Genomic DNA, 24,000 nt, shown 5'->3' with positions numbered 1-24,000 from the left:
AAAAAATGACAAAAGTTGTCGAAACGTTAAATTCGTCACACTTTTGATGATAAACTGCGCGACTTTTCCGCACGTTTTTATCTTCAGGTGATGCCATGACAGAACATACCCAGCCCACGACTACACCGCAGGCCAAAGAGGTTTCACGCCCCAACTGGTCGGCGGTTTTCTCCGTGGCATTTTGCGTCGCCTGCCTGATCACCGTCGAGTTCCTGCCGGTCAGCCTGCTGACGCCGATGGCGCAGGATCTGGGCATTTCCGAGGGCGTGGCGGGGCAGTCCGTGACCGTCACCGCGTTTGTGGCGATGTTCGCCAGCCTGTTTATCACGCAGGCGATCGGCACCATTGACCGTCGCAAAGTGGTTATTCTGTTCAGCGTGCTGCTGACGCTCTCCTGCCTGCTGGTCTCTTTCGCTGAAAGCTTCACCCTGCTGCTGCTCGGCCGTGCCTGCCTGGGGCTGGGATTAGGCGGCTTCTGGGCGATGTCCGCCTCGCTGACCATGCGCCTGGTGCCCGCGCGTACGGTGCCAAAAGCCTTGTCCGTTATCTTCGGTGCGGTCTCGATCGCGCTGGTGATCGCCGCGCCGCTGGGCAGTTTCCTCGGTGGAATTATCGGCTGGCGCAACGTCTTTAACGCGGCGGCGGTGATGGGCGTGCTGTGCATTATCTGGGTGTGGAAGGCGCTGCCGTCCCTTCCGGGGGAAGCGGCGCACCACAAACAGAACATGTTCGCGCTGCTGAAGCGCCCCGGCGTGCTGGCGGGGATGACCGCCATCTTCATGGCCTTTGCCGGGCAGTTTGCTTTCTTCACCTATATCCGCCCGGTGTATATGACCATGGCGGGCTTTGACGTGGACGGCCTGACGCTGGTGCTCCTGAGCTTCGGGATCGCCAGTTTTGTCGGCACCTCGCTGTCGTCCCAGTTCCTGAAGCGCTCCCTGAAGGTGGCGCTGGCGGGTGCCCCGCTGGTGCTGGCGATCAGCGCCGCGGCGCTGGTGTTGTGGGGCAGCGATAAGTGGGTGGCTTCGGCGATCGCGATTATCTGGGGCTTTGCCTTTGCGCTGGTGCCGGTGGGCTGGTCGACGTGGATCACCCGCTCGCTTGCCGATCAGGCGGAAAAAGCCGGGTCGATTCAGGTGGCGGTGATCCAGCTGGCGAATACCTGCGGCGCGGCGGTGGGCGGCGTAGCGCTCGACCACCTGGGGCTGACCTCGCCGCTGGTAATTTCCGGCACGCTGATGCTGCTGACCGCGCTGCTGGTGGCGGGGAAGGTTAAGGCGAAGTAGTGCTTTTCTCCCTCTCCCGTGGGAGAGGGTTGGGGTGAGGGCATCAGGCTACGCCGATGTCTGAACCCGTCTTCTCGAATCCATCGAAATCAACACCACCGACGACACAATCAGCAGCGTCCCCAGCCAGTCCGGCAGGGTGAATGCCACCCCCAGCAACACCACCGACAGCAGCGCGCTGCTCAGCGGCTCGGCGCAGCTCAGAATGCTCGCCTTCGGCCCGCCGATCATCTGTGCGCCTTTCAGATACAGGCTGAACGTCAGCGCGGTACCTATCACCACCAGGTAGAAAAACGCCAGCAGCAGGCCGCCGTCGATCACGAAGGTGGTGCCGCGTCCGGCGTAGAACGGCGTCAGCATTAGTCCCGCAATCAACATACTCCAGCCGACAATCGGCAGCGTGCCGTAGCGGGCGATAAGCGTCGACGGGTACGTCGTATAAAACGCCGCGGCAAACGCCGAGGCGATACCGAAGAACAGCGCGGCCGGCGAGATGGAGAGCGACGTCGGGTCGCCGTGGGTTACCAGCAGGAAGGTACCCACAAGCGACGTGAAAATCGCGGATAAGACAAATATGCCGGGACGCGTTTTCCGCGCCAGCGCAAACCATGCCACGATAATGGTCGGCGACAGAAACTGGAGCACGGTGGCCGTCGCGGCGTTGGATTTTTCAATTGTCAGCAGGAAGGTGAGCTGCACGGTAAGCGCGCCAGCCAGCGAGAAAAACAGCAGGCTGAGGGCGTCTTTGCGGTTTTTGATGACCGAGAAAATCTTGTCGCCGTGAACGAAGGAGAGCGTCAGCAGGATCACGCCGGTAAACAGCAGACGAACCATGGTCAGGTAAGGCGAAGAGATGTGGCTTTTCTCCATGATGTACTGCGCGCAAACCCCGGAACTGCCCCATAAAACGGCGGCGATCAGGACGTTGAGCATCCCTTTGCGTGTGGAACCCATGTTCTCCCCTGTTATGTTGTCGTTAATTGGCCAACAGCATAGCATGGTTGTGTGCGGCCTGATGCCCTCACCCCGGCCCTCTCCCACGGGGAGAGGGGGAAAACCGTAGGCCGGGTAAGCGTAGCGCCACCCGGCATGTTGTTGACCTTAGAACCACGCCTCCCACATCGCGCCGACGTTGAAGTCGTCCAGCGTTTCATCTTTGGTGTTGTTCACGCGCGCGGTACGTTCGTTATCCACCTTGCCGCCGGTCACGTAGAAGCGCAGCATCGGACGGAACTCCGGCCCCATGGCGATAGACATGTTCTGCGACAGGGTCAGCTTCCAGCCCTTGTTGTCGCCGCCGTTGTCGTAATCCACGTGCTGCCAGCCCGCTTCCAGCCAGGTGGAGTGAACGTCGTTCCACCAGTGCATCGGGCGCACGATGGCGTTGTAGTTCTTGCGGTTGTCGGTCTTATCGCGGCTGTTGTCGTAGTCATGGAAGGCGAGGAGGTACTCCACCTGCGTCGCCTGGGTGAATTTGTACAGCCCTTCGAAGCTGGCGTAGACCGTGGTCAGATCCTCGGTTTTGTTGAACACGCTGTTGTCCGCGTTATCGGAGTAGCGGGCAATCACCTTGTTCACGCCGCTGTCGTTGGTGTGGCTCAGCACCACGCCGCCCTGCCAGGCGTTCAGACGTTCGTCGCTCTCCACCGCTTTCGAGTCAAAGCCGTAGTTGGCGTACAGCTCCAGATCCAGCGGACCGAGCTTCATACCGTGGATTTTAGACGTCGCGGCGTAGTTGCCTTTGTCGCCCGTGCCGGACCCGCCGGTACAGGTGATGCGCGACGGGTTCGCTTCGTCCTCCATCACTTCCGGGCTACAGGATTCCACCGCTGCCACGGCGGCTACGTCAAACTGCACGCCGCCGATGTCGAAGTTCTTCACCCCGGCGCCCTGACCGTCGTGGTTCATCCAGAAGTAATCGTTGATGCCCTGCTGCGGACGCTGGTGGAAGTCGCGACCCGCCCAGAAGTAGGCGTTCGGGTTGGAGGCCATAATGTTGGTCACGCCGGCGTAGGCTTTCTTGAGGTTAACTTCGTCGCCCCAGTGGTCGATCATCACGTTGATGTCCCAGATGGCGCCGTTTTCGCCCTTGAAGGCTTTAGAGAGCTGGAACTCGCCGCCGTTGCCTTCGTTACCCAGACGACCAATGGCGGACGCGCCGTTGTAGGAGCCGTCCACCGCCACGTATTTCTGATCGGCGGCCTGGAAGTGCGCGCCGTAGCGGGCGTAGCCGGTAAATTTAACCCCGAACGGGATCGCCATATCCGGAGATTGCGCCGCGCTCTGCGGCTCGGTCACCACGTCCGCTTTTTTCGCGACCGCCGCGTCCATTTTGGCCTGACGTTCTGCCAGGGCTTTATCCACCGCTTTTGCCACAATGGCGTCGATTTGCTCCTGAGTGAATTCCTGAGCGAGAACGGAAATTGGGCAAAGCGCGGCGATAACCGCCATGGTTAATGGAAGTTTTTTAATCGTATTCATGGTTATCTCAATATAGTTTAATTTTATTCAGACAATAACCATCCCGCTCCGATCTGACAGAGTATGTCGCTATCATCAGAACAAGTGGATCTCTATTTAGGGTACAGAGGTATTACAGTAATTATTTCGCCATAGACTATCTCTGATATAAATGAATAATTTCTTCGGATAACTCGCGCGCTAATAAGGAATTCATTAAATGATCCTGGGCGTGCACCATAATTAAGGTCATCGGCTGGCGGGCTTCGCCCGCATCCTGCTCGATCAGTTTGGTCTGCATCTTGTGCGCCTGGCGTGCGTAGCCGTCGGCTTCGCGCAGCAGGCTTTTGGCCTCGTCAAGGTTGCCCTGACGCGCCGCGTGCAGGGCTTCAAAGCACAGGCTGCGGGACTGGCCGGCGTTGACGATAATTTCCATTACGGCTTCTTCTAGTGCGATCATCATCATTACTCTTTATCAAAACTATTATTTAAGGCGGTGGCGGCAAACCACTCTCCGCTTTTTTTAATGGTGCGCTGTTGCGTCTCTACATCGAGCTGAATAAAACCGTAGCGGTTTTTATACGCATTACACCACGACCAGTTATCAATAAACGTCCACATATGATAGCCAAGGCAATTGCAGCCTTCGCTAATACCTTTGTGCAGCCACGATAAATGCTCAGAAATAAAATCAATGCGGTATTGATCGTTAATCTGGCCATTTTCAATAAAGCGCTGCTCGTTTTCGACGCCCATGCCGTTTTCCGAAATAAAGCAGCGAGGGTTACCGTAATTATCGCGCAGGTTAACCAGAATATCGTAAATACCCGGCTCGTAGATTTCCCAGCCGCGGTACGGGTTCATCTTACGGCCCGGCATCTCGTAATTATCAAAGAACCACTCCGGCATAAACGGCGCCTGCGGGTTCACCGCGCTGTCGCGACACTTCACGCGACGCGGCTGATAGTAGTTAACGCCGAGCAGGTCGATTTTCCCTTCCGCAATCAGGAAACCGTCTTCCGGCTTGCAGGCGGGCAGCTGATCGTAAGATTTCAGCAATGCCACCAGGTCCGCCGGATACTCCCCGCGCAGCACCGGGTCGAGGAAGCTGCGGTTAAACATCAGGTCCGCTATGTGCGCCGCCTTCACGTCCGCCGGGTTCCGGGAGCGCGGGTACGACGGCGTCAGGTTGAGCACGATGCCGATCTCACCCGCGTAGTGTCCGGCGCGGTAAGCCTGAACGGCCTTCGCATGGGCCAGCACGGTGTGATACGCCACGGTCGCCGCCCGACGAAAATCCACCACGTTCGGGTAGTGGAAGTCGTACAGATAACCGCCTTCCACCGGAACAATCGGCTCGTTGAAGGTAAACCAGTGCAGCACGCGGTCGCCGAACAGCTCGAAGCAAATTTGCGCATAGCGGGCGTACGCGTCCACCACGTCACGGTTTTCCCAGCCGCCAATCTCGTGCATCGCCATCGGCATGTCGAAATGGAACAGGGTGATAAACGGCGTGATGCCCTGTTCATTCAGCTCATCAATGACCTGATTGTAAAAATCGACCGCGTCCGGGTTCACTTCACCGATACCGTCAGGGATCAGGCGCGCCCAGCTAATCGAGGTGCGAAAGCTGTTGTGGTTCAGCTGCTTTAACAGCTGAATGTCCGTTTTCCAGTGTTGATAAAACGTGGAGGTGTGCTGCGGCCCCACGCCGTTGTGAAAACGGTTCGGCTCGCGGGCAAACCAGTAATCCCACGTGGTTTCGCCCTCTCTTGCCCCTTCCGTCTGGAGAGCGGAGCTTGCGCTGCCCCACCAGAAGTTATCGGGAAATGCGTATTTCATGACCCTTCCTCTTTGACTTAATTACTGACTGTTTCAGCGGTGCCGACGGTTGCCTGGGCTTTCTGCTCTTCATTTTTGATGAGCGTACGCTCATAGGCGCGCAGGAACGGCAGGTACATCAGGGCGGACATCACCATGCAGACCAGGCACATCACCACCGGGCTCAGCGCCCAGTTCGCCGCCCACGAGGCGCCAATCGGCGCGGGGGTGGTCCACGGGGTTAACGAAACCACCTGAGCCAGCCAGCCGAGTTTGGTTGCGCCGTACGCCAGGCAGGCGTTGACCAGCGGAACAAACACGAACGGGATAAACAGCATCGGGTTCATGATGATCGGTGCGCCGAACAGAATCGGTTCGTTGATGTTAAAGAAGCTTGGCACCACGCCCATTTTGCCGATGGTGCGCAGGTGGGTAACGCGGCTACGCAGCAGCAGGAACGCTAGCGGCAGGGTGGAGCCTACGCCGCCAATCAGCAGGTAGTGATCCCAGAAACCTTGCAGATAAACGTGCGGCAGCGCCGCGCCCGCCGCCAGCGCCGCCTGGTTTGCAGAGAGGTTCGCCATCCAGAACGGGTTCATGATGCCGGTGACAATCAGCGACCCGTGGATACCAGCGAACCAGAAGATCTGGCACAGCAGCACGGAGAGCAGAATGGCGGGCAGCGAGTCAGACGCCGACACCAGCGGCTCCAGCAGGTGCATAATCGCCTGCGGGATGATCATCCCGGTCTGCGCTTCAATGAACAGGTTCAGCGGGTGCAGCGTTCCGATCACCACCATCACCGGGATCAGGATCTCAAACGAACGCGCCACGCCGGTCGGCACTTCCTTCGGCAGGCGGATGGTGACGTTGTTCTGTTTCAGCCACGCATAGACGCGAGTGGAGTAGATCGCTGTGATAAGCGCAGTGAAGATCCCCTGACCGGAGAGATACTGGGTCGAAATTTTGCCATCGGCATAGGGCGCGGCGACCAGCAGGAAGGCCATAAAGGCCAGCAGGCCGGACATCACCGGATCGAGGTTAAACTGACGCCCCAGGCTTGCCCCAATCCCCACCGAGATGAAGAAGGTCATCACGCCCATGCTGAGGTTAAACGGCAGCATCAGCTGTTCGCGGTAGGTCTCGGAGAAATCCAGCCAGCCGCGGGCGAAGCTGTTGGTGGTATCCGCCGAAAACGGCGGGAAGATAAACACCAGCATAAACGAGCCGATGATCATAAACGGCAGCGCAGCGGTAAAGCCGTCGCGGATGGCAATCACATACTTTTGCTGACCGAGCTTCGCGGCCAGCGGCGTAATTGACTGCTCAATCACCGCGACCATGGATTGATATAACGAACTCATGTGAACACCTTTTAGTGTGCCGCTTCGATGAGCGACAGAGCATAGTCCAGTACTTTATCGCCACGCTGCATGCCGTAATCCATCATGTCGATGGGCTGCACCGGAATGCCTTGCGTCGCTGCCTTGTCTGAGAGCGTCTTTAACATGTATTTCACTTGCGGTCCGAGAAGCACCACCTGATAGTACGGAAACTGCGTATCAAATTCGGATACGCCATACGCATCTATCTTCACGGGCAAGCCCCGTTCTTTTGCAACATCGATCATTTTGCTGACCAGCAGGCTGGTGGACATCCCGGCAGAGCAGCACAGCATAATCTTGAACATCGACAACCATCCTCAAAATGTAAAAAGTTATTGCGAGGATGATTGGACATGATACGGAAACCGGTTTCCATTTATAAAAGACAGAAGTGTGATAACCATCAAGATCCAATACTTATGAGGCTAATTAACCGGATGTGGGTCACATAATTTGGCTGTTTTGGCATCAAATTGAGTGGAAACGGAAAATCGGTTTCCATGGAAAACGGAAACGGATATACTCCGTTCTGGCTATAATGTGAGCCGTAGCGGTGATGGAAATTACAGACGCCAGTTGCGTCTGACAGGGGAGAGAGATGTCTACAATCAACGATGTATCGCGTCTGGCCGGGGTGTCCAAAGCCACGGTATCACGGGTGTTGAGCGGGTCGCGTGGCGTTAAAGAAGCCAGCCGCCAGGCTGTTCTGAAAGCGGTGGATGAGCTGAACTATCGTCCCAACGTGATCGCCCAGTCGCTGCTCAGCCAGTCGACGGGCTGCATTGGGGTGATTTGCGCGCAGGAAAACATTAACCAGACCACCGGTTACCTGTACGCGCTGGAAAAACACCTCAGCCAGCATCAAAAACATCTGCTGCTGCGTTTTGCACACACAAAAACAGAAGTGATGAACGCCCTTGAAGAACTCTCCTGCGGCTTATGTGATGACATTCTGGTGATTGGCGCGCGTTTCCCGCTGGACGTGGACATGGACAACGTGATTCTGGTCGACTGTATGGAAGCCGATAACGCCAACAGCATTCAGTTCGATCACGCGTTCGCGGCCGAAACGGCCTGTAACTATCTCACCAGCCAGGGGCGTCGCCAGATAGCGCTGATCCACCCGCACGGCAGCGGCTTTGCCGATCAGGTGCTGCTGGGCTACAAACACGCGCTGGAGAAAAACTTCCTGCCCTTTAATCGCAACCTCGTGTTTATGGACGCGACTTCATCGTCCGTTGCGCTTCAGGAATTACTCAACAACGCGTCCACGCTGAACTTCAACGCGCTGCTGGTGGCGGACGAGCAGGAAGCCCAGCGGGTGATCCCGCAGTTACAGGCGTTTAATAAATCGGTACCGGAAGACATCATGGTTTTCAGCCTCGGCGGTTCGCTGCATCTGCCGGGTATTCCGGTGATCCCGGCCATTGAGTATTCCATGGACGCCATGGCGGCGCGCATTGTGAGCTGGCTGACAGAGAAAACGCAGATGCTCGGGTCCTACGTTCTGCGCGGGGATTTAATTATTCCTGATGTGCGGAAGCGTTAAACGTGTGATGTAGGCCGGGTAAGCGCAGCGCCACCCGGCGCTCAACCCTCAGTAATCTTCCATACAATCCACCTGACTGACTGCATCCCAGTAGGCGTCCAGGTTGTCACGCTTCACGGCGGTGATGGCGTTTTTGATCAGCAGCTGGTTCGCCTCAGACGACAAAATCATCGCCTGCCAGGCCTTATCGCTCTGCTTTTTCTGCGGGGTACAGGTTTTCTTCACATCTTTCAGGACCTGCTGTTTTATTTGCGCCTCTTTCTCCGGAGCGCTCTTCTCCTGCGCGTGAACAAACGCAGCGAAAATCAGGCAAACGAGCAGGCAAACCAGGTGTGCAGATTTCATCGAAACCTCCTTTGAACGTCACATGCTTCCCCTGAAATATATCGTTACATTCATCAACGCGATTCAAGCCAAAAGTATGAATTTACGCATTCTGCGTGCGAGATCCGATCGCCAGTGCAATGCCATAGCTTACTAATACCGCGAGACTCATTTTCAGCATCGTTTCTCCGCCGATACCGGCGAGAGGCGCTGCGATCCCGCCGAATAAAAACATCAGCATGCCCAGAATGGCTGACGCTGTGCCGGACTCCTTCGCGTCGACTGCGCTCATCGCTTCTGAACCCGCAAGGGTGCTGATCCCGCTGTTAAAGGCGACGGTGAAAAAGAGTGCAACCAGTGCCGGAACGGAAAGCTGCATCCACGCAAAGAGCAACGTCAGCCCCGCGCAGGACACCGCCAGAACGAGGCCTGTTCGCATCAATCTTTCCGCCAGATGGCGGCGTGCCAGACGGGAGAAAATCAGCGCTGAGACGATCAGGCCGATACCGTTCACACCGAACAGCAGGCTGAACTGCATGGCGCTCAGGCCATACTCGTTTTGCATCACAAAGGAAGATGCCCCGATATAGGCGAACAGCCCCGCCAGCATGAAGGCCTGGATCAGGCAGTAGCGCATAAAGCGACGATTTTTAAGTACCGTCCTGGCGGTTTGCGTCAGCGATCCCCCGCCCTGTTTCTCTGTGAGGGACTCGCGGATAAAAAGCTGGCTGGCGATCAGCAGCGCCAGACCCGCCCCTGCCATTACCCAGAACAGCATCCGCCAGTCGAAATGCGACGCGATATAGCCACCGAGTACTGGAGACACCACGGGCGCGATGCCGTTGACCGTCATCAGTAGGGCAAAAAACTGCGTTAGCATCGTGCCATGATAGTTATCACGGGCGATGGAGCGGGCAAGTACGGAGCCGCCCGCCCCGGCAACGCCCTGCACAAATCGCCAGCCGATCAGGGCGTAAATATTCTGCGTGCTGGCACAAAGCACTGAAGCCAGTACAAACAGCAAAAGTGAGAACAGCAGCGGCGTTTTACGTCCGATGCGATCGCTTAGCGGGCCGAAAAAGAGTTGTCCCAGCCCCAGGCCAATCAGCGCCGAGGTAAGAGAAAGCTGCGTCAACGTTGTGGAGGTGTTGAGCTGGGTGGCGATCTCCGGCAGCGCCGGAAGATAAAAATCGGAACACAGCGGCCCGATAGCCGTCAGCAGGCCAAGGATGGCCGCGAAAGAAAAAGAGAGTTTTGCCATAGGTATTTACTCTGATGGCCGGGCAACGTTGCGCCGCCCGGCAGTGATGTTACTGAATCCCGCCGCCCAGCGACTGCCACAGCGTGATGCGGTTTTCCAGGTCGGTTTGCTGCAAGGCAATCAGTGATTCCTGCGCCGACCACAGCGACCGCTGCGCGGTGAGCACCGTCAGATAATCGCCCGCGCCAGCCTTGTAACTGCGCGTCGCCACATCCAGCGTTTTTTGCTCCGCCGCCACGTATTCACGCTGGGCATCAAGCTGTTCACTCAACGTTTCGCGCCGCGCCAGCGCGTCGGCCACGTCCTTGAACGCGCTCTGGATGGTTTTCTCATAGGTCGCAATTAACCCTTTTTTCTCGGCTTCCGCATAGCGCAGCTGCGCCATATTGTTGCCGCCGCTGAACAGCGGCAGGGTGATGGAAGGTGCAAACGACCAGACCTTCATCCCGTGGCTGAACAGGGACGACAGCGAATCGCTGCCGACGCCCGCGCTGGCGGTGAGCGAGATGGTCGGGAAGAAGTTGGCGCGCGCCGCGCCGATGTTGGCGTTGGCGCTCAGCAGGTTATGTTCCGCCTCCTGAATGTCCGGACGACGCAGCAGCGCGCTGGAGCTGACGCCCGCCGGGATCAGCGTGATGGCGTTGTCGCTCAGGCTCTCCAGCGTGCCGGGTAGCAGGTTCTCGGGCACCGTATCGCCCGCCAGCAGGTTGAGAGCGTTTTTGTCCTGCATCACCAGCGTCTGGTAGCTCGCCACGCTGGCGCGCGCCTGCTGGTAAACCGCCATCGCTTCACTGACGTCCGTTGCCGCTGCCACGCCCACTTCCTGCTGGCGCTTCACAATCTTGAGCGAGTTTGCGGCGCTCTCCAGGGTGGACTTCGCCAGCGCCAGATTGCTGTTATCCGCCGCCAGCGTCACCCACGCCGTGGTCAGCTCGCTGACCATCGTCAGGCGCGTGTTCTGCGCGGTGAATTCGCTGGCAAGCCAGGTTTCACGCGCGGCACGCGACAGGCTCTGGTTGCGGCCAAACAGATCCAGTTCGAAGCTGGAGACCGCGCCGTTGGCTTCGTCACTTGTCGCGACGCCGCTCGCCAGCGTGCGGCTGCGGGTGTGGCTCAATTCCGCGTCCACCGTCGGGAACAGGGACGAGCGCGTTTCGCCATACTGGGCACGGGCGGCGTCGATATCCGCAATCGCTTTTTGCACGTCGCGGTTGCTGTTGAGCGCCATCGTCACCACGCTTTTCAACCGCGCATCATTCATCACCTGCTGCCACTGGCTCACCACGGCGTTGGCTTCGCCATGGGCGCCCGGCAACGTCGCCGGGACGGGGGCGTCCGGGCGCTGATACGTGGGATCTAATGACACACAGCCCGCGCTCAGCAGCGCTAACGTTAATACGGTTACACGAAACATTATGACCTCCGGTTTGCGTGCTTACCGGAGAACAGACGTTTCACCAGTACAAAGAATAAAGGAACAAAGAAGATGGCCAGCAGCGTCGCGGCCAGCGTCCCGCCGATAATACCGGTACCGATCGCCACGCGGCTGTTGGCCCCGGCGCCGGTGGCAATCGCCAGCGGCGTCACGCCTGCGATAAACGCCAGCGAGGTCATGATGATCGGACGCAGACGCGTCTGGGCGGCCCGCAGGGCGGCGCGCGTCAGGGAGTAGCCTTCGGCCACTTTGGCTTCGGCAAACTCGACAATCAGAATGGCGTTCTTCGACGACAGACCGATGGTGGTCAGCAGCGCCACCTGGAAATAGACGTCGTTGTTCAGGCCGCGCAGGGAGGCGGCAACCGCCGCGCCAAGCACCCCAAGCGGGATCACGAGGATCACCGAAATGGGCACCGACCAGCTCTCATACAGCGCCGCCAGGCACAGGAACACCACCAGGATCGAGAGGGCATAGAGGCTCATTGCCTGACCGCTCGCCAGTTTTTCCTGCAACGACAAACCGCTCCATGCCCAGGTGCTGCCGGACGGCAGATTATTCGCCAGCTGCTCCATTTTGCTCATCGCCGTACCGGAGCTGGCGCCGCTGGCGTTTTCGCCCTGAATCTCATACGCCGCCGAGCCGTTGTAGCGCACCAGGCTTTCCGGGCCATACTCCCAGCGGGTGGTGGCGAAGGCGGAGAACGGGGTCATGGTGCTGTCGCTGCCGCGCACATACCATTTGTTAAGATCCGATGGCACCGCGCGATAGTCGCTGTCGCCCTGGATGTAGACCTTTTTCACGCGGCCACGGTCAATGAAGTCGTTCACGTAGGTGCCGCCCCAGGCGCTGGAGAGGGTGTCGGTAACATCGCTCAGGGAGAGCCCCAGCGACACGGCTTTGTTGTTATCAATATCCACCTGAAGCTGCGGCATCTGCGGCAGATCGTTGGCGCGCACGGCGTGCAGCGAGTTGTCCTGGTTGGCTTCACCAATCAGCTGGTTACGCAGTTTCAGCAGCGCGTCGCGGTCGGTGCCGCCGCTGGCCATCAGCTCAAAGGTAAAGCCGTTGCTCTGGCCTAAACCATCCACCGCCGGGGGCGTCATGGCGAAAATTGTGGCATCCCGAATGGTGCTCAGCTCCTGCGTGGCGCGCAGGGCAATGGCCTGGGCGGTGTTTTCCTCGCCTTTGCGCTCTGACCAGTTTTTCAGGGAGACGAACGCCATCCCGGCGTTCTGGCCGCTGCCGCTGAAGCTGAAGCCTTCAATGGTGAAGATCACGTCGGTATTGGCTTTCTCTTTGGTGAGGAACCACTCGCGTACCTGGCGGCTTACCTCGGCGGTACGCACCGCGGTTGCGCCGGCGGGCAGGGTGTACTGCACCATGATTTCACCCTGGTCTTCGGTTGGCAGGAAGCTGCCCGGCAGTTTTAGCATGGCGAACCCCATCGCGCCGCAGAGCAGGGCGTAGATCACCAGCATGCCACCGGAACGGCGCAGGGCGCGCAGCACCTTGTTCTGATAGCCGTGCTCGGTCTTACTGTAGAAGCGGTTAAACGCGCCGAAGAAGCCCTTTTTGTGCGGAGCGGTGTGATTCAGGATCGAGCCGCACAGCGCGGGCGTCAGGGTCAGCGCCACCACCACGGAGAGGAACATCGCCGAAATAATGGTGACCGAGAACTGGCGGTAAATGACCCCGGTAGAGCCGCCGAAGAAGGCCATCGGCAGGAATACCGCAGAGAGCACCAGCGCAATGGCGATCAGCGCGCCGGAAATTTCGCCCATCGATTTTTCGGTCGCTTCCCGGGCGGGCAGCCCTTCGTCGCGCATAATACGCTCGACGTTTTCCACCACCACGATGGCGTCATCCACCAAAAGCCCTATCGCCAGCACCATCGCAAACAGCGTCAGGGTGTTGATGGAGTAACCGAACAGCGCCAGCACGCCGAAGGTGCCCAGCAGCACCACCGGCACCGCCAGCGCCGGGATCAGCGTCGCACGGATGTTTTGCAGGAACAGGTACATCACCACCACCACGAGGATAATGGCTTCGAACAGGGTCTGAATCACGTCCTCAACGGAGATTTTGATGAACTCGGTGCTGTCTTTCGGATAGGCTACGTCGTAGCCTTCCGGCATCGACTTTTTGAACTCGGCGATCTTATCTTTTACCGCCGTGGCGGTGTTAAGCGCATTGGCGCCCGGTGAGAGCATCACCGCCATACCCGCCGCCGGGTGGCCGTTCAGCTTCGCGGTGGCGGTGTAATCTTCGCTGCCCATCTCCACGCGCGCGACGTCGCTGATGCGCACCACCGCACCGTTGGACTGGCTCTTGACGATGATCTTTTTGAACTCATCGACCGTTTGCAGACGCGACTGAGCGCGGACGGTGGCGGTCAGCTGTTGGGCGTTCGACGAGGGCAGCGCGCCGATTTTACCGGCGGAAACCTGCACGTTCTGCGCTTCAATCGCGCTCTGCACGTCGGAGGGCATCAGCGAGTACGACGCCAGCTTCGCCGGGTCGAGCCAGATGCGCATCGCGTATTCTGCACCGAACACCTGTAGGCTACCGACGCCATCCACGCGCGCCAGCGGATCCTGCATATTACTCACCAGCCAGTCGGCGATATCCGAGCTGCTGGCGGTGTCGGTTTTGTCATATACGCCCATGATCAGCAGGAAGTTGCTCTGGGATTTTTCGACAGTGATCCCGGACTGCTGCACCTCGGTCGGCAGGCGCGATTCCGCCTGCTGGACTTTGTTCTGCACCTGTACCTGAGCGGTGTCCGGATCGGTTCCCTGTTCAAACGTGACGTTAATACTCACCGACCCGTCCGAGCTGCTGGTGGAGGTGAAGTAGAGCAGGTTATCCAGCCCGGTGAGCTGCTGCTCGATCACCTGCGTCACGCTGTTTTCCAGCGTCTGTGCGGAGGCACCGGTATAGGTGGCGGAGATTTTGATCGACGGCGGAGCCACGTCCGGGTACTGCGCAACGGGCAGCGTGCGGATCGCCAGCATTCCGGCGAGCATGATGAGAATGGCGATAACCCAGGCAAAGACCGGGCGACGCACGAAGAAACGGGAAAACATCAGGCGTTTCCTCCGTTGGTTTTCATCTCTTCAGCTTTCACTTCCTGCCCGGCGGTGACTTTATCGGTGCCTTCCACAATCAGCTTATCGCCCGCCTTCAAACCGCTCAGCACCAGCCATTTGTCGCCGTAGGTGTCGCCCGTCTCCAGCTGACGCTGTTCGACCTTGTTGCTGGCGTTCACCACCAGCGCGGTGGCGGTGCCTTTGGCGTCGCGGGTGATGCCCTGCTGCGGGGCGAGGATCGCGTCATTCATGATGCCTTCATCCACTCTGGCGCGGACGAACATGCCCGGCAGAAGCTGATGCTGCGGGTTCGGGAAGACGGCGCGCAGGGTGACTGAGCCGGTAGACTCATCCACCGCCACTTCGGTCAGCGCCAGGCGGCCTTTTTCGCTGTAGCTGCTGCCGTCTTCGAGAATCAACGACACGTTCAGCGTATCGCTGTTGCTGGCGAGGGTTTGCTTGCGTAAACGCAGCAGATCGGCGCTGGAACGGGTTAAATCGACGTACATACTGTCCAGCCCGCGAATGGTGGCCAGCGCGGTATCCTGCTGGGCGGTCACCAGCGCGCCGGGGGTCACAGAGGAGATGCCGATACGTCCGGCAATCGGCGCGGTGACGGTGGTCCAGTTGAGGTTAATGCGGGCGCTTTCCAGCGCGGCTTTCTTTGACTCGACGCTGGCCTTGTCCTGCGCGCAGGTGGACTTCGCGTCTTCCGCATCCTGACGTGATACGCCGTCGTCCTTCACCAGCTGCGCATAACGCCGGGCTTTCTGGCAGTCGGCCTGCACCAGCGCCTGCGCCTGTTTCAGTGCGGCGGCGGCTTCATCATACGCGGCGCGGTAGCTGGAAGGATCGATCTGATACAGCGCCTGCCCGGCCTTGACCGTATCGCCTTCGGTGAACAGGCGCTTCTGGATAATGCCACCTACCTGGGGGCGCACTTCGGCGCTCATTGCGGCGGCGGTGCGGCCGGTCAGCTCGCTGACGACGGACACCGGCTGGCTCATGAGTGTGACAATCCCCACTTCCGGAAGAGGACGTTGAGGAGCAGATGTTTGCGCATTATCGCACCCTGTCAGGAGGAGTAATGCCGCGATGGAGGTTGTTATGGTTTTCATAATCTTTTTCCAGGGTGAACGAAGCCTGCCCTGTTAATCGCTTAACAGGGAGGAGGGCTAATTAAAAGCACAGCGATCCCGCATCTCTGGCTGAGCCAGAAATGAAAAAAGGGAAATTACTTATTTCCGCTAATTATTCACATGCGATTACTTCGCAGAGAAAATCATATTTAAAATATTCTGGTATATAGGCTCTAATTGTTCTGATGGTACTTTTAAAGGCGTGAGTCGACGGTAAATCGTGCCTTCGATCATCACGGCGGTAATCTCCACGCAGCAGCGAATATGCTCATCGCTCAGGTGAGGGAACTGCTTTTTCAGGTGCTCACAGGCGTTGGCGAACATGCGGGCTTCGGCTTCGATCAGCATGTTTGCCACCAGCGGATTGCGCGTGGCCTCTGCGGACATTTCGAGCATCAGCGCGTCATCGTCTTCGTTAAGCGTCTGGCGCCAGGCAAGCGCCTGCGGCATCCCTTCAACCAGGGTTTTGCCCTGCATCTCTTCAATACGTGAGTCGATAATGCGCCGGATCATCTCTTCAATAATCGCGTCTTTGTTACTGAAATAGCGATAGATTTGTCCGACGCTGAGCCTGGCTTCGCTGGCGATCTGCGACATGCTGGCAGCGTGAAACCCGCTGGCGCGAAAGCAGCGGCGCGCGGCGGTAATGATTTCGTCCTGCCGCAGTTTTTGTCGTTCTTCCAGCTTTGTACTCATTGTCGGCTACCGTAAAAAGTGAGAATGATCGTTCTCATTATACGTTTTCGGAGACTATTGGAAAGGCTTTTTTTATTTACATATTGAATGAATATTTCCAGGTATAAACAATGGAGAAAATAAGGAGTTTTTATGAAGGTTAAGCTGTGAGATATTCAGATTGCGCTGAAAATAAGGAGAGAATTATGCATCTGAGCATTACAGATAATGTCACAGCCGAAGAAAAAGAAGAATTATTAACGGGGCTAAGAGCCTATAACGCGCAGTTTTTAGATCTGGCGACGTTTGGCGGCGATATTGGCGTATATATGCGAGACGACAATGGCGTCATGCTGGGCGGGTTAATCGGCGTACGGAAAGGCGACTGGCTGAACATCGACTATCTGTGGGTCAGCGACAGCGTGCGGGGAACGGGCGTGGGAAGCCAGCTTATCAAAACGGCTGAAGAGGAGGCCCGTCGCAAAGGCTGTCGTCACGCGCTGGTGGATACGGTCAGCTTCCAGGCGCGTCCGTTCTATGAAAAACAGGGTTATCAGGTGCAGATGTCCTTGCAGGATTACCCTTATCAGGGAATGCAGAGACACTATCTGACCAAACATCTTTAACCGCCGATCCCGGTGCCAATCACGGCTAACACGTGGCGCACCACGATCTCCGGCGAGAGGGCGCTAAGCCTCTCGTCATTGCGCATGCGGGAGAACGGCACCAGCACCAGGCTCAGCAGCGTAGTGAACAGCAGTTCGGGGGCCAGCGCCGGATTCAGCTTTCCTTCCTGCTGCCAGCCTTTGATGGTTGCCAGCGTGGTGTGATATTTCTCATCGCCAAAGCGTGCCTGCAAATGGGTGCGCAGTACCGGCATCTCGCCAATCACCTCCTGCATCCACAGCGGGGCAAACCAGCGATACTTTTCCGCCAGTTCGGCCAGCACCCTGACCATTTCCGTCAGGGCATCCACCGGCGAATCCCGGTTGTCGGCGAAAATCGCCCCGATCCGCTCGCGTAACGGCAGGAAGCGCTCCTCAATCATCGCATCCAGTAACTGTTCTCTGGAGTTGAAGTAGTAGTGCAGCATGGCGGGCGTCACGCCTGCTTCGCGGGCGATGGCGTTCAACGACGTATTGGCGATCCCCTGGCGGGAAAAGAGGTTCAGGGCGATGTCCAGCAGCTGTTCACGGCTGGCGGTAACGCGCTTGCCGCCGCGTGGCCGACCGGGGCGGCGGGGTTCAGAATTGTCCTTTTGTGCTGGCATGGTCACCGTATCTCTTGATCTTATTCATCACTTCCACAAATATTAATTATACGATTAATTAATTTCAAGTGATGTCTTATGGAGTCCGACGTAATGACTCAACCTGCGAAAAAGGCGCCGTCGATTAAGCTGCTGTTCAGCGCACTCCTGCTGGTGATGCTGCTCTCGGCGCTGGATCAGACCATTGTCTCCACCGCGCTGCCGACCATCGTCGGTGAGCTGGGCGGGCTGGATAAGCTCTCGTGGGTGGTAACGGCCTATATCCTCAGTTCGACCATCGTGGTGCCGCTGTACGGCAAATTCGGCGATCTGTTTGGCCGAAAAATCGTTCTGCAAATCGCGATTGTGCTGTTTCTTGTAGGGTCCGCGCTGTGCGGTCTGGCGCAGAACATGACCCAGCTGGTGCTGATGCGCGCCCTGCAAGGGCTGGGGGGCGGCGGTCTGATGGTGATCAGCATGGCTGCCGTGGCGGACGTGATCCCGCCTGCCGATCGGGGTCGCTATCAGGGGTTGTTTGGCGGCGTGTTTGGCCTGGCGACGGTGATAGGGCCGCTGATCGGCGGGTTTATCGTTCAGCACGCATCCTGGCGCTGGATTTTCTACATCAACCTGCCGCTGGGGCTGTTTGCCCTGCTGGTGATTGGCGCGGTTTTCCACGGCAGCGCGCGGCGCAGCAAGCATGAGATTGACTACCTGGGGGCGATTTACCTCAGCATGGCGTTGCTGTGCATCATTCTGTTTACCACCGAGGGCGGGACGATCCGCCAATGGAGCGACCCGCAGCTGTGGTGCATTCTGGCCTTCGGCCTGACGGGGATCGCCGGGTTTATCTACGAAGAGCGGCTGGCGTGGGAGCCGATTATCCCGCTGTCGCTCTTCCGCGACCGCAGCTTCCTGCTCTGTAGCCTGATCGGTTTTATTATCGGCATGTCGCTGTTTGGCTCCGTCACTTTCCTGCCGCTCTATTTACAGGTGGTAAAAGACGCCACGCCGACGCAGGCCGGTTTGCAGCTGATCCCCCTGATGGGGGGGCTGTTGCTCACCTCCATCATCAGCGGGCGCATCATCAGCCGTACCGGGAAATATCGTCTGTTCCCGATCCTCGGCACGCTGCTCGGCGTGGTGGGGATGGTATTACTGACGCGCATTTCAATCACCTCCCCAACCTGGCAGCTGTACCTGTTTACCGGCGTGCTGGGCATGGGGCTGGGACTGGTGATGCAGGTGCTGGTGCTGGCGGTGCAGAACAGCGTGTCAGCCGATCAATACGGCGTCGCGACGTCTGGGGTGACGCTGTTCCGTTCCATTGGCGGGGCGATTGGCGTTGCGCTGTTTGGCGCGGTGTTCACCCATATTCTGCAATCAGGCCTGATCGACAGGCTGCCGGAAGGGGCGGAACTGCCGCGCGAGCTTAATCCCGTTGCCATTCACCATCTGCCTGATGCCCTGCGTCTGGACTATCTGGATGCGTTCGGCTCGGCGATCCATGCGGTGTTCATGCTGGCGGCAGGGATTATGGTGCTGGCGTTCGCGCTGTCGTGGTTTTTGCGCGAAGCGCCGCTGCGTCGGCAGGCGTGAGGGAAGCGGTTCTGCTTGCGCCTGGACTACCGTAGCCTGATGCCCATCGCCCGGTGGCGCTACGCTTACCGGGCCTACACTTCCCCCGTCACGTAGGCCGGGTAAGCGCAGCGCCACCCGGCAACAGGCCGCATATAACTTAACCGTCTTACTGATTCCTTTTCGTTTTTTAGCCTGCCGTCTCGTTGTCGATATAGTCTTCAAAACGTCTATCAAAAGGAACTGTCTCGTGAAACTTCGATTGGGTGCGCTTCTCCTGACTGGCCTGCTGCTCGCGGGCTGTGATCAGGGCGGCAATGATGCCAGACACATTAAAGTCGGCGTGATCAATGGCGCTGAGCAGGACGTGGCGGAAGTCGCCAAAAAGGTGGCAAAGGAGAAATACGGTCTGGATGTTGAGCTGGTGGGCTTTAGCGGCTCGCTGCTACCCAACGATGCCACCAACCAGGGCGAACTGGACGCCAACGTCTTCCAGCATCGCCCGTTCCTCGCAGAAGATAACAAGGCGCACAATTACAAGCTGGTCGCCGTGGCCAATACCTTCGTCTTCCCGATGGCGGGTTACTCCCGAAAGATTAAATCGGTCTCTGAGCTGAAGGACGGCGCAACCATTGCGATTCCAAACGATCCCACCAACCTTGGCCGCGCGCTGTTGCTGCTGCAAAAAGAGAAGCTGATTACCCTTAAACCGGATGTTGGGCTGCTGCCAACGGCGCTGGATATTACCGCGAACCCGAAAAACTTACAGATTATGGAGCTGGAAGGGGCGCAGCTGCCGCGCGTGCTGGACGATCCGAAAGTGGATGTGGCCATCATCAGTACCACCTATCTCCAGCAAACGGGGCTTTCTCCGGTACACGACAGCGTCTTTATCGAAGACAAAAACTCACCCTACGTGAATATTGTGGTCACGCGTGAAGAGAACAAAGACGCCGAAAACGTGAAGGAATTTATCCAGTCCTATCAGTCGCCGGAAGTGGCGAAAGCGGCGGAGACCATTTTTAACGGTGGTGCGGTGCCGGGCTGGTAAGCCCCGGTAAAAAGGCCAGCGCTCTGCTGGCCGTCAAAGTGTTACGCGGGCATCGGTTCGGCTTTCGGGCCACAGAAAACCCTGACCAAATTGCGCGCCGGACGCGCGCGCGCGCGCCAGATCCCGCGAATTCTCGATGCCTTCGATAAGAATTGATTGCGCGATACCTGCCCTGACCTCCTGCACAAACGGGGCAAGCGGCGCGCGCTCGCGCAGCGCTGAGCGGTCAATTTTTACCCCATCCAGCGGCAGCGCAAGCCGCGCGAACGCCTCAGCCAACTCCCGGGTTAAATCGTCCAGCCAGATTTGCCATCCCGCCTCTTTTAACCGAACAAGCGTGGCATGAAGGCGACGTTGCTCATCCTCGCTCAGCCGTGTGATGGTGAGGGGATCCTGAATTTCAATCGTTAACCGCTGCTGATGGCGTAACGCCAGCAACAACCGGATAGCGCGTTCGTTGAGAAGGTGTTCTGCCGGAAGGTTTAGCCAGTAAGCGTCCCGGGCGGGTATCTGTAACAGGGTGTTGGCCTGCCAGAAGAAGATTTGCAGCGCGCTGCGCGAGGGCAGCGAGGCAAACAGCACCTCAAGATTGACGTTATGGATCTCCACGAGAACTTCATGCGCGAACACCTGGCCCGAATGAAGATCGACAAGCGGCTGGAATCGCAGCCCTGAGATACGTTGCAACAAGGGAGAGGGAAGAACGGTATACATGGAACAGCCTTCAGGAAATGAAAAAAGGTTCCCGCGGACACGGGAACAAAAGGCAAACGACACACGGTCAAATTCTTAATTCAGGATCCAGCGAATGCTCTGGTAAAACGAGGGGCCACGCACGGCCTTAAGCTTGTTCATGGCGTTGTTCTTATAAAAGTAAACCAGCCTGACGTTACACCCCAGCTGACGGGCGATTTGCTTGGTTTTGAGATTACAGGAATAGCCGCGCAATACGCTGGCCTCCTCGCTGGACAACCTCGCCGGGGTGCGTAAGCGGGTCGTCATGCCTACGTTGTAACGGCCAGACTCTTGCGGCGTCTGGCTCATCAGTATTTGCCACAGCGCTTTGATATCCCCCAGGGAGACTCTTTTGCTGATGACTCCATCAACATGTTTGAATTTCAAATAGCCGGCGGATAACGAATAGATATAGATCTTCGCCATCACTTGTTTCTGTTTAATACAGAGAATGTCGTCATTCGTCGTCACCCGGAAATGACGCGTATTCAACGGATCATAAATGATGATATCAAAGAGTTGTTCACTCATAGCAAGTTCTTCGATATGGGTAAATCCATGGAAAATAACGTCGTGTTTTTCATCAGGCTCACGCTTTCCAAGCGATTGCAGGCCAATCATCGTGAATTCGCAGCTGTCAACAACGGCAACGTGAATTGTTTTTTTATTTTGCATTGGCATTCTCCTTTCGCTGAGTAAACAGTCCATATAAGAGAAAATGGCGGTTCGCACTCTCTTATTAAAAGAATAGCGAGCACTTTTTAAATAACGCGATGCGATGGCATCAATGTAAGCCAATACAAACCGTCGAGTAAAGCTGAAGCCAATTATTAGCGGAAGATAAAATTGAAAAATGGTTTTAATGGTATATGCAATTGTTTTAATCTTCTAATAATATTCATGCCAGATTTTTATTCTGTAAATGAGCGGATAATAAGCATCAGACGGTTGATTAATGGGGTTAATCCACCGCCTTTTCAGTGATTTACTGCTGTTTCTGTAAGAAAAATTGTGATCGTGGCAGGGTTATCGACAGGGCTTTATCTGCGAGGGGAAACGGCGCGCAGAATAAAATAGAATTTTTTCTATGAATTTAATGTCCTTGTTCAGATTTTTAAGCCTGAGAAGGATAAAATCCTGGCGCGAAGAGGTTGTGAGTGGTGAGTACATAAACTATTATCATTTTCCTCCGGTCACGAGAATTTAGAAAAGACATGAATAATACTGAACGTATCGTAAGGGTAATGGTGTTTTACAAAATAAATATATTTAAAGAGATAATATTCCGGGCGCTCCAGGATCTTTTACCCGATTACGTACTGAACATTACTCAGGTCGATTCCACAGAACAGGCACTGGCGGCGGTGGCGGATAATAACGTGGATGTTTTCTTCACTGAATTTAATTATCTGCTTAATCATAAAGAGTGGAGTGCGGAGGTCAGCAGCCGTTTTACATCTTTATGTAAAACCCATCACGTCAGGCGTGTTCTGTTGGTGCCCGAGCTGCCTTACGGGCTGTTAAAAAAAGTTCTGGAGATGAAATTTGAATTAACCATCAGTCAGCAGGATGAATTGACTGAACTGAAAAAGGAATTACCCGCGTTGCTCATGGCGGACGGGCAAAAACCGTCGATCTCTTCGTGGCTCAGGCGGGTAATGCGGTCCGGCTCCCGGGCGCGTTCCATCCTCTCGGCCAGAGAGTGGGAGGTGCTTCATCTTATCGTGGAAGGATTTTCAACGACGGAGATTGCCCGTCATCGAAACCGTTCGGTCAGTACCATTGCGACACAGAAACACAATGCAATGAAAAAGCTGAATCTTTCCAACCACAGCGAACTGATTAAGTATGTGCAAGCGGTTGGAAAGATGGAGGAATAGTTCACATCAGGGATAGATAATATTCAGCGTAGCCGATGTATTGATCTTACCCTGGCTCACCTGGGCGGGCGCCCACACGTAATAGTACGCCGCCATCGGAAGGGTGAAATGTTCGTCCAGCGCCGCGCCAGCCGCCACGCTGAAAATCATCGTGGCGTTGCCACGGCTGGTGGTTGAGGTAGAGAAGGTCACCGGCGTTTGCGGGGCGTCACGTTTTATCAGGCGGAGCCCCACGCCCTGCGCCGCGCTACTGCTGTTGTCGATCAGCACCGAGCTGTCGGTCGAAAGCAGCTGCGTGCTGGACAGAAACATCTCAATTGACCGATCGGAATTGCCGTTAACCCCGACGTTCTGACAGCTCATGTTCAGTGAAAAAGGCGTCAGCCCCGGCTGTGAGGATGCACTGAGCTGGGGAATGCCGAGCGTCGGCAGCGCCACGGTCAGCCCCGCATTATCAAAGGAACAGGTAGTCAGTTTCGGCGCGTATTTGATGATCATCGGTTGACCAAACATATCGCGGTTGTCGTAAGGCCACTTGAACCCGCTGAATAACCACTGCGCTATCTTGATGACCTGATTGATTGGCCAGGTGATGATTTCCCAGATGGATAACCCGCTCATGTCGCTGACGAACAGAACGTCGCTCATGTTCGCCGTATCCCCCGTCAGGGTGGTACCGCTCTGGTTAACGAGGGTGAAGCGAACCGTAAACGGTGTGTTCAGCTCAGACGCCGTATGGCTACCGCTGGCAGACAGGGTTTTATTGGCCGGGGGATTGGTGATCTCCGCCCGCACCATATACTTGTTATTGCTGAACCCGAGGATGGTCGCGTATTTGCTGTCGGTCGAGAGGATCGGCGTGTAAGAAAATTCACTGTTACCCGTCGTACAGTTGAACGAGCCGCTGTACTGGGTGCTGAAGCTGCCGGTCCATGTGGGCGTGGCCGGGCTCAGCTTATCCGATAAATCAATGGTAATCGGTGTGCCATAAACGATGCTGCTGCCGGAGCAGGTGGCATAGCTCATCCCGCTAATGCTGGTGAGGAGCAGGAACATGAATGATCGTAACATTTTGATAAT

The 24,000-nt window shown here is 56.8% G+C and carries 22 protein-coding genes; 6 read left to right on the top strand and 16 right to left on the bottom strand.

Annotated features, from left to right (window positions below; all coding sequences use genetic code 11):
* The first annotated feature begins 95 nt into the window (after nucleotides 1-95).
* Nucleotides 96-1,286, top strand: a complete 1,191-nt coding sequence (gene nepI / locus SK62_RS20820; protein WP_023302830.1) for a purine ribonucleoside efflux pump NepI — start codon at nucleotides 96-98, stop codon at nucleotides 1,284-1,286.
* Between the two features lie 48 nt (nucleotides 1,287-1,334).
* On the opposite strand, the gene SK62_RS20815 is transcribed toward nepI, so the two are convergent.
* From SK62_RS20815 to SK62_RS20790, 6 genes are all read right to left on the bottom strand, one after another.
* Entirely contained in the window at nucleotides 1,335-2,240 is a 906-nt protein-coding gene (locus SK62_RS20815; protein ID WP_032103766.1) for an EamA family transporter, read from the bottom strand.
* A gap of 147 nt (nucleotides 2,241-2,387) precedes the next feature.
* A complete protein-coding gene (locus SK62_RS20810) occupies nucleotides 2,388-3,767 on the bottom strand; it encodes a carbohydrate porin (protein ID WP_040117018.1) in 1,380 nt (459 codons plus the stop codon).
* A gap of 136 nt (nucleotides 3,768-3,903) precedes the next feature.
* Nucleotides 3,904-4,206: a PTS lactose/cellobiose transporter subunit IIA gene (locus tag SK62_RS20805; protein WP_014168006.1), complete on the bottom strand. Its 303-nt coding sequence runs from the start codon at nucleotides 4,204-4,206 to the stop codon at nucleotides 3,904-3,906.
* Nucleotides 4,207-4,211: 5 nt separating this feature from the next.
* Nucleotides 4,212-5,588 (bottom strand): glycoside hydrolase family 1 protein, encoded by a 1,377-nt coding sequence (locus SK62_RS20800; RefSeq protein WP_047718452.1) that lies wholly within the window; start codon nucleotides 5,586-5,588, stop codon nucleotides 4,212-4,214.
* A 17-nt stretch (nucleotides 5,589-5,605) separates the two neighbouring features.
* Entirely contained in the window at nucleotides 5,606-6,931 is a 1,326-nt protein-coding gene (locus SK62_RS20795; RefSeq protein WP_017694004.1) for a PTS cellobiose transporter subunit IIC, read from the bottom strand.
* An 11-nt stretch (nucleotides 6,932-6,942) separates the two neighbouring features.
* Entirely contained in the window at nucleotides 6,943-7,257 is a 315-nt protein-coding gene (locus SK62_RS20790; protein ID WP_032668892.1) for a PTS sugar transporter subunit IIB, read from the bottom strand.
* 293 nt (nucleotides 7,258-7,550) lie between these two features.
* Here SK62_RS20790 and SK62_RS20785 point away from each other — a divergent pair, with 293 nt between their 5' ends.
* On the top strand, nucleotides 7,551-8,501 hold the full coding sequence (locus SK62_RS20785; protein WP_003861033.1) for a LacI family DNA-binding transcriptional regulator: 951 nt from the start codon (nucleotides 7,551-7,553) through the stop codon (nucleotides 8,499-8,501).
* 48 nt (nucleotides 8,502-8,549) lie between these two features.
* Here the strand turns inward: SK62_RS20785 and SK62_RS20780 are convergent, their stop codons facing one another.
* From SK62_RS20780 to SK62_RS20755, 6 genes are all read right to left on the bottom strand, one after another.
* Nucleotides 8,550-8,846, bottom strand: a complete 297-nt coding sequence (locus tag SK62_RS20780; RefSeq protein WP_003861030.1) for a YicS family protein — start codon at nucleotides 8,844-8,846, stop codon at nucleotides 8,550-8,552.
* Nucleotides 8,847-8,928: 82 nt separating this feature from the next.
* A complete protein-coding gene (locus tag SK62_RS20775) occupies nucleotides 8,929-10,086 on the bottom strand; it encodes a multidrug effflux MFS transporter (RefSeq protein WP_047718454.1) in 1,158 nt (385 codons plus the stop codon).
* Nucleotides 10,087-10,135: 49 nt separating this feature from the next.
* Nucleotides 10,136-11,500, bottom strand: a complete 1,365-nt coding sequence (locus SK62_RS20770; protein WP_017694001.1) for an efflux transporter outer membrane subunit — start codon at nucleotides 11,498-11,500, stop codon at nucleotides 10,136-10,138.
* Complete coding sequence (locus tag SK62_RS20765; RefSeq protein WP_047638032.1) at nucleotides 11,500-14,610, bottom strand: efflux RND transporter permease subunit; 3,111 nt, start codon at nucleotides 14,608-14,610, stop codon at nucleotides 11,500-11,502. The genes SK62_RS20770 and SK62_RS20765 overlap by 1 nt, the downstream gene beginning before the upstream one ends.
* Complete coding sequence (locus SK62_RS20760) at nucleotides 14,610-15,731, bottom strand: efflux RND transporter periplasmic adaptor subunit (RefSeq protein WP_017383665.1); 1,122 nt, start codon at nucleotides 15,729-15,731, stop codon at nucleotides 14,610-14,612. Before SK62_RS20760 ends, SK62_RS20765 begins: the two co-directional genes overlap by 1 nt.
* 147 nt (nucleotides 15,732-15,878) lie before the next feature.
* Nucleotides 15,879-16,448: a TetR/AcrR family transcriptional regulator gene (locus SK62_RS20755; RefSeq protein WP_000104919.1), complete on the bottom strand. Its 570-nt coding sequence runs from the start codon at nucleotides 16,446-16,448 to the stop codon at nucleotides 15,879-15,881.
* 185 nt (nucleotides 16,449-16,633) lie between these two features.
* Between SK62_RS20755 and SK62_RS20750 the strand changes: the two genes are divergently transcribed.
* Nucleotides 16,634-17,053, top strand: coding sequence for a GNAT family N-acetyltransferase (locus SK62_RS20750; protein ID WP_015570097.1), 420 nt, complete (start codon nucleotides 16,634-16,636; stop codon nucleotides 17,051-17,053).
* Here the strand turns inward: SK62_RS20750 and SK62_RS20745 are convergent.
* Nucleotides 17,050-17,697, bottom strand: coding sequence for a TetR/AcrR family transcriptional regulator (locus tag SK62_RS20745; RefSeq protein WP_017383663.1), 648 nt, complete (start codon nucleotides 17,695-17,697; stop codon nucleotides 17,050-17,052). The genes SK62_RS20750 and SK62_RS20745 overlap by 4 nt on opposite strands.
* A 78-nt stretch (nucleotides 17,698-17,775) precedes the next feature.
* Between SK62_RS20745 and SK62_RS20740 the strand changes: the two genes are divergently transcribed.
* Both SK62_RS20740 and nlpA read left to right on the top strand, forming a co-directional pair.
* Nucleotides 17,776-19,275 carry an MDR family MFS transporter gene (locus SK62_RS20740; RefSeq protein WP_047718455.1) on the top strand — a complete coding sequence of 500 codons (1,500 nt, stop codon included), beginning with the start codon at nucleotides 17,776-17,778 and terminating at the stop codon, nucleotides 19,273-19,275.
* Between the two features lie 229 nt (nucleotides 19,276-19,504).
* Nucleotides 19,505-20,305, top strand: coding sequence for a lipoprotein NlpA (gene nlpA / locus SK62_RS20735; protein WP_020480549.1), 801 nt, complete (start codon nucleotides 19,505-19,507; stop codon nucleotides 20,303-20,305).
* A 33-nt stretch (nucleotides 20,306-20,338) separates the two neighbouring features.
* Here nlpA and SK62_RS20730 read toward each other — a convergent pair whose 3' ends face one another.
* Together SK62_RS20730 and SK62_RS20725 are read right to left on the bottom strand one after the other, a co-directional pair.
* Complete coding sequence (locus tag SK62_RS20730) at nucleotides 20,339-21,019, bottom strand: EAL domain-containing protein (protein ID WP_017693995.1); 681 nt, start codon at nucleotides 21,017-21,019, stop codon at nucleotides 20,339-20,341.
* Nucleotides 21,020-21,094: 75 nt separating this feature from the next.
* Nucleotides 21,095-21,715 carry a LuxR C-terminal-related transcriptional regulator gene (locus tag SK62_RS20725; protein ID WP_017693994.1) on the bottom strand — a complete coding sequence of 207 codons (621 nt, stop codon included), beginning with the start codon at nucleotides 21,713-21,715 and terminating at the stop codon, nucleotides 21,095-21,097.
* 569 nt (nucleotides 21,716-22,284) lie between these two features.
* On the opposite strand from SK62_RS20725, the gene SK62_RS20720 reads away from it, so the two are divergent.
* Nucleotides 22,285-22,920 (top strand): LuxR C-terminal-related transcriptional regulator, encoded by a 636-nt coding sequence (locus SK62_RS20720; protein WP_015570092.1) that lies wholly within the window; start codon nucleotides 22,285-22,287, stop codon nucleotides 22,918-22,920.
* 6 nt (nucleotides 22,921-22,926) lie between these two features.
* On the opposite strand, the gene SK62_RS20715 is transcribed toward SK62_RS20720, so the two are convergent.
* Complete coding sequence (locus tag SK62_RS20715; RefSeq protein WP_017693993.1) at nucleotides 22,927-23,991, bottom strand: fimbrial protein; 1,065 nt, start codon at nucleotides 23,989-23,991, stop codon at nucleotides 22,927-22,929.
* Nucleotides 23,992-24,000: the final 9 nt, after the last annotated feature.

It is taken from the genome of Enterobacter sp. BIDMC109 (assembly GCF_001037885.1).
In the GTDB taxonomy this organism is placed as follows: Bacteria; Pseudomonadota; Gammaproteobacteria; order Enterobacterales; family Enterobacteriaceae; genus Enterobacter; species Enterobacter hormaechei_C.
The sequence above is the reverse complement of the archived record's forward strand: the minus strand, read 5'-3'. Positions and strand labels throughout refer to the sequence as shown.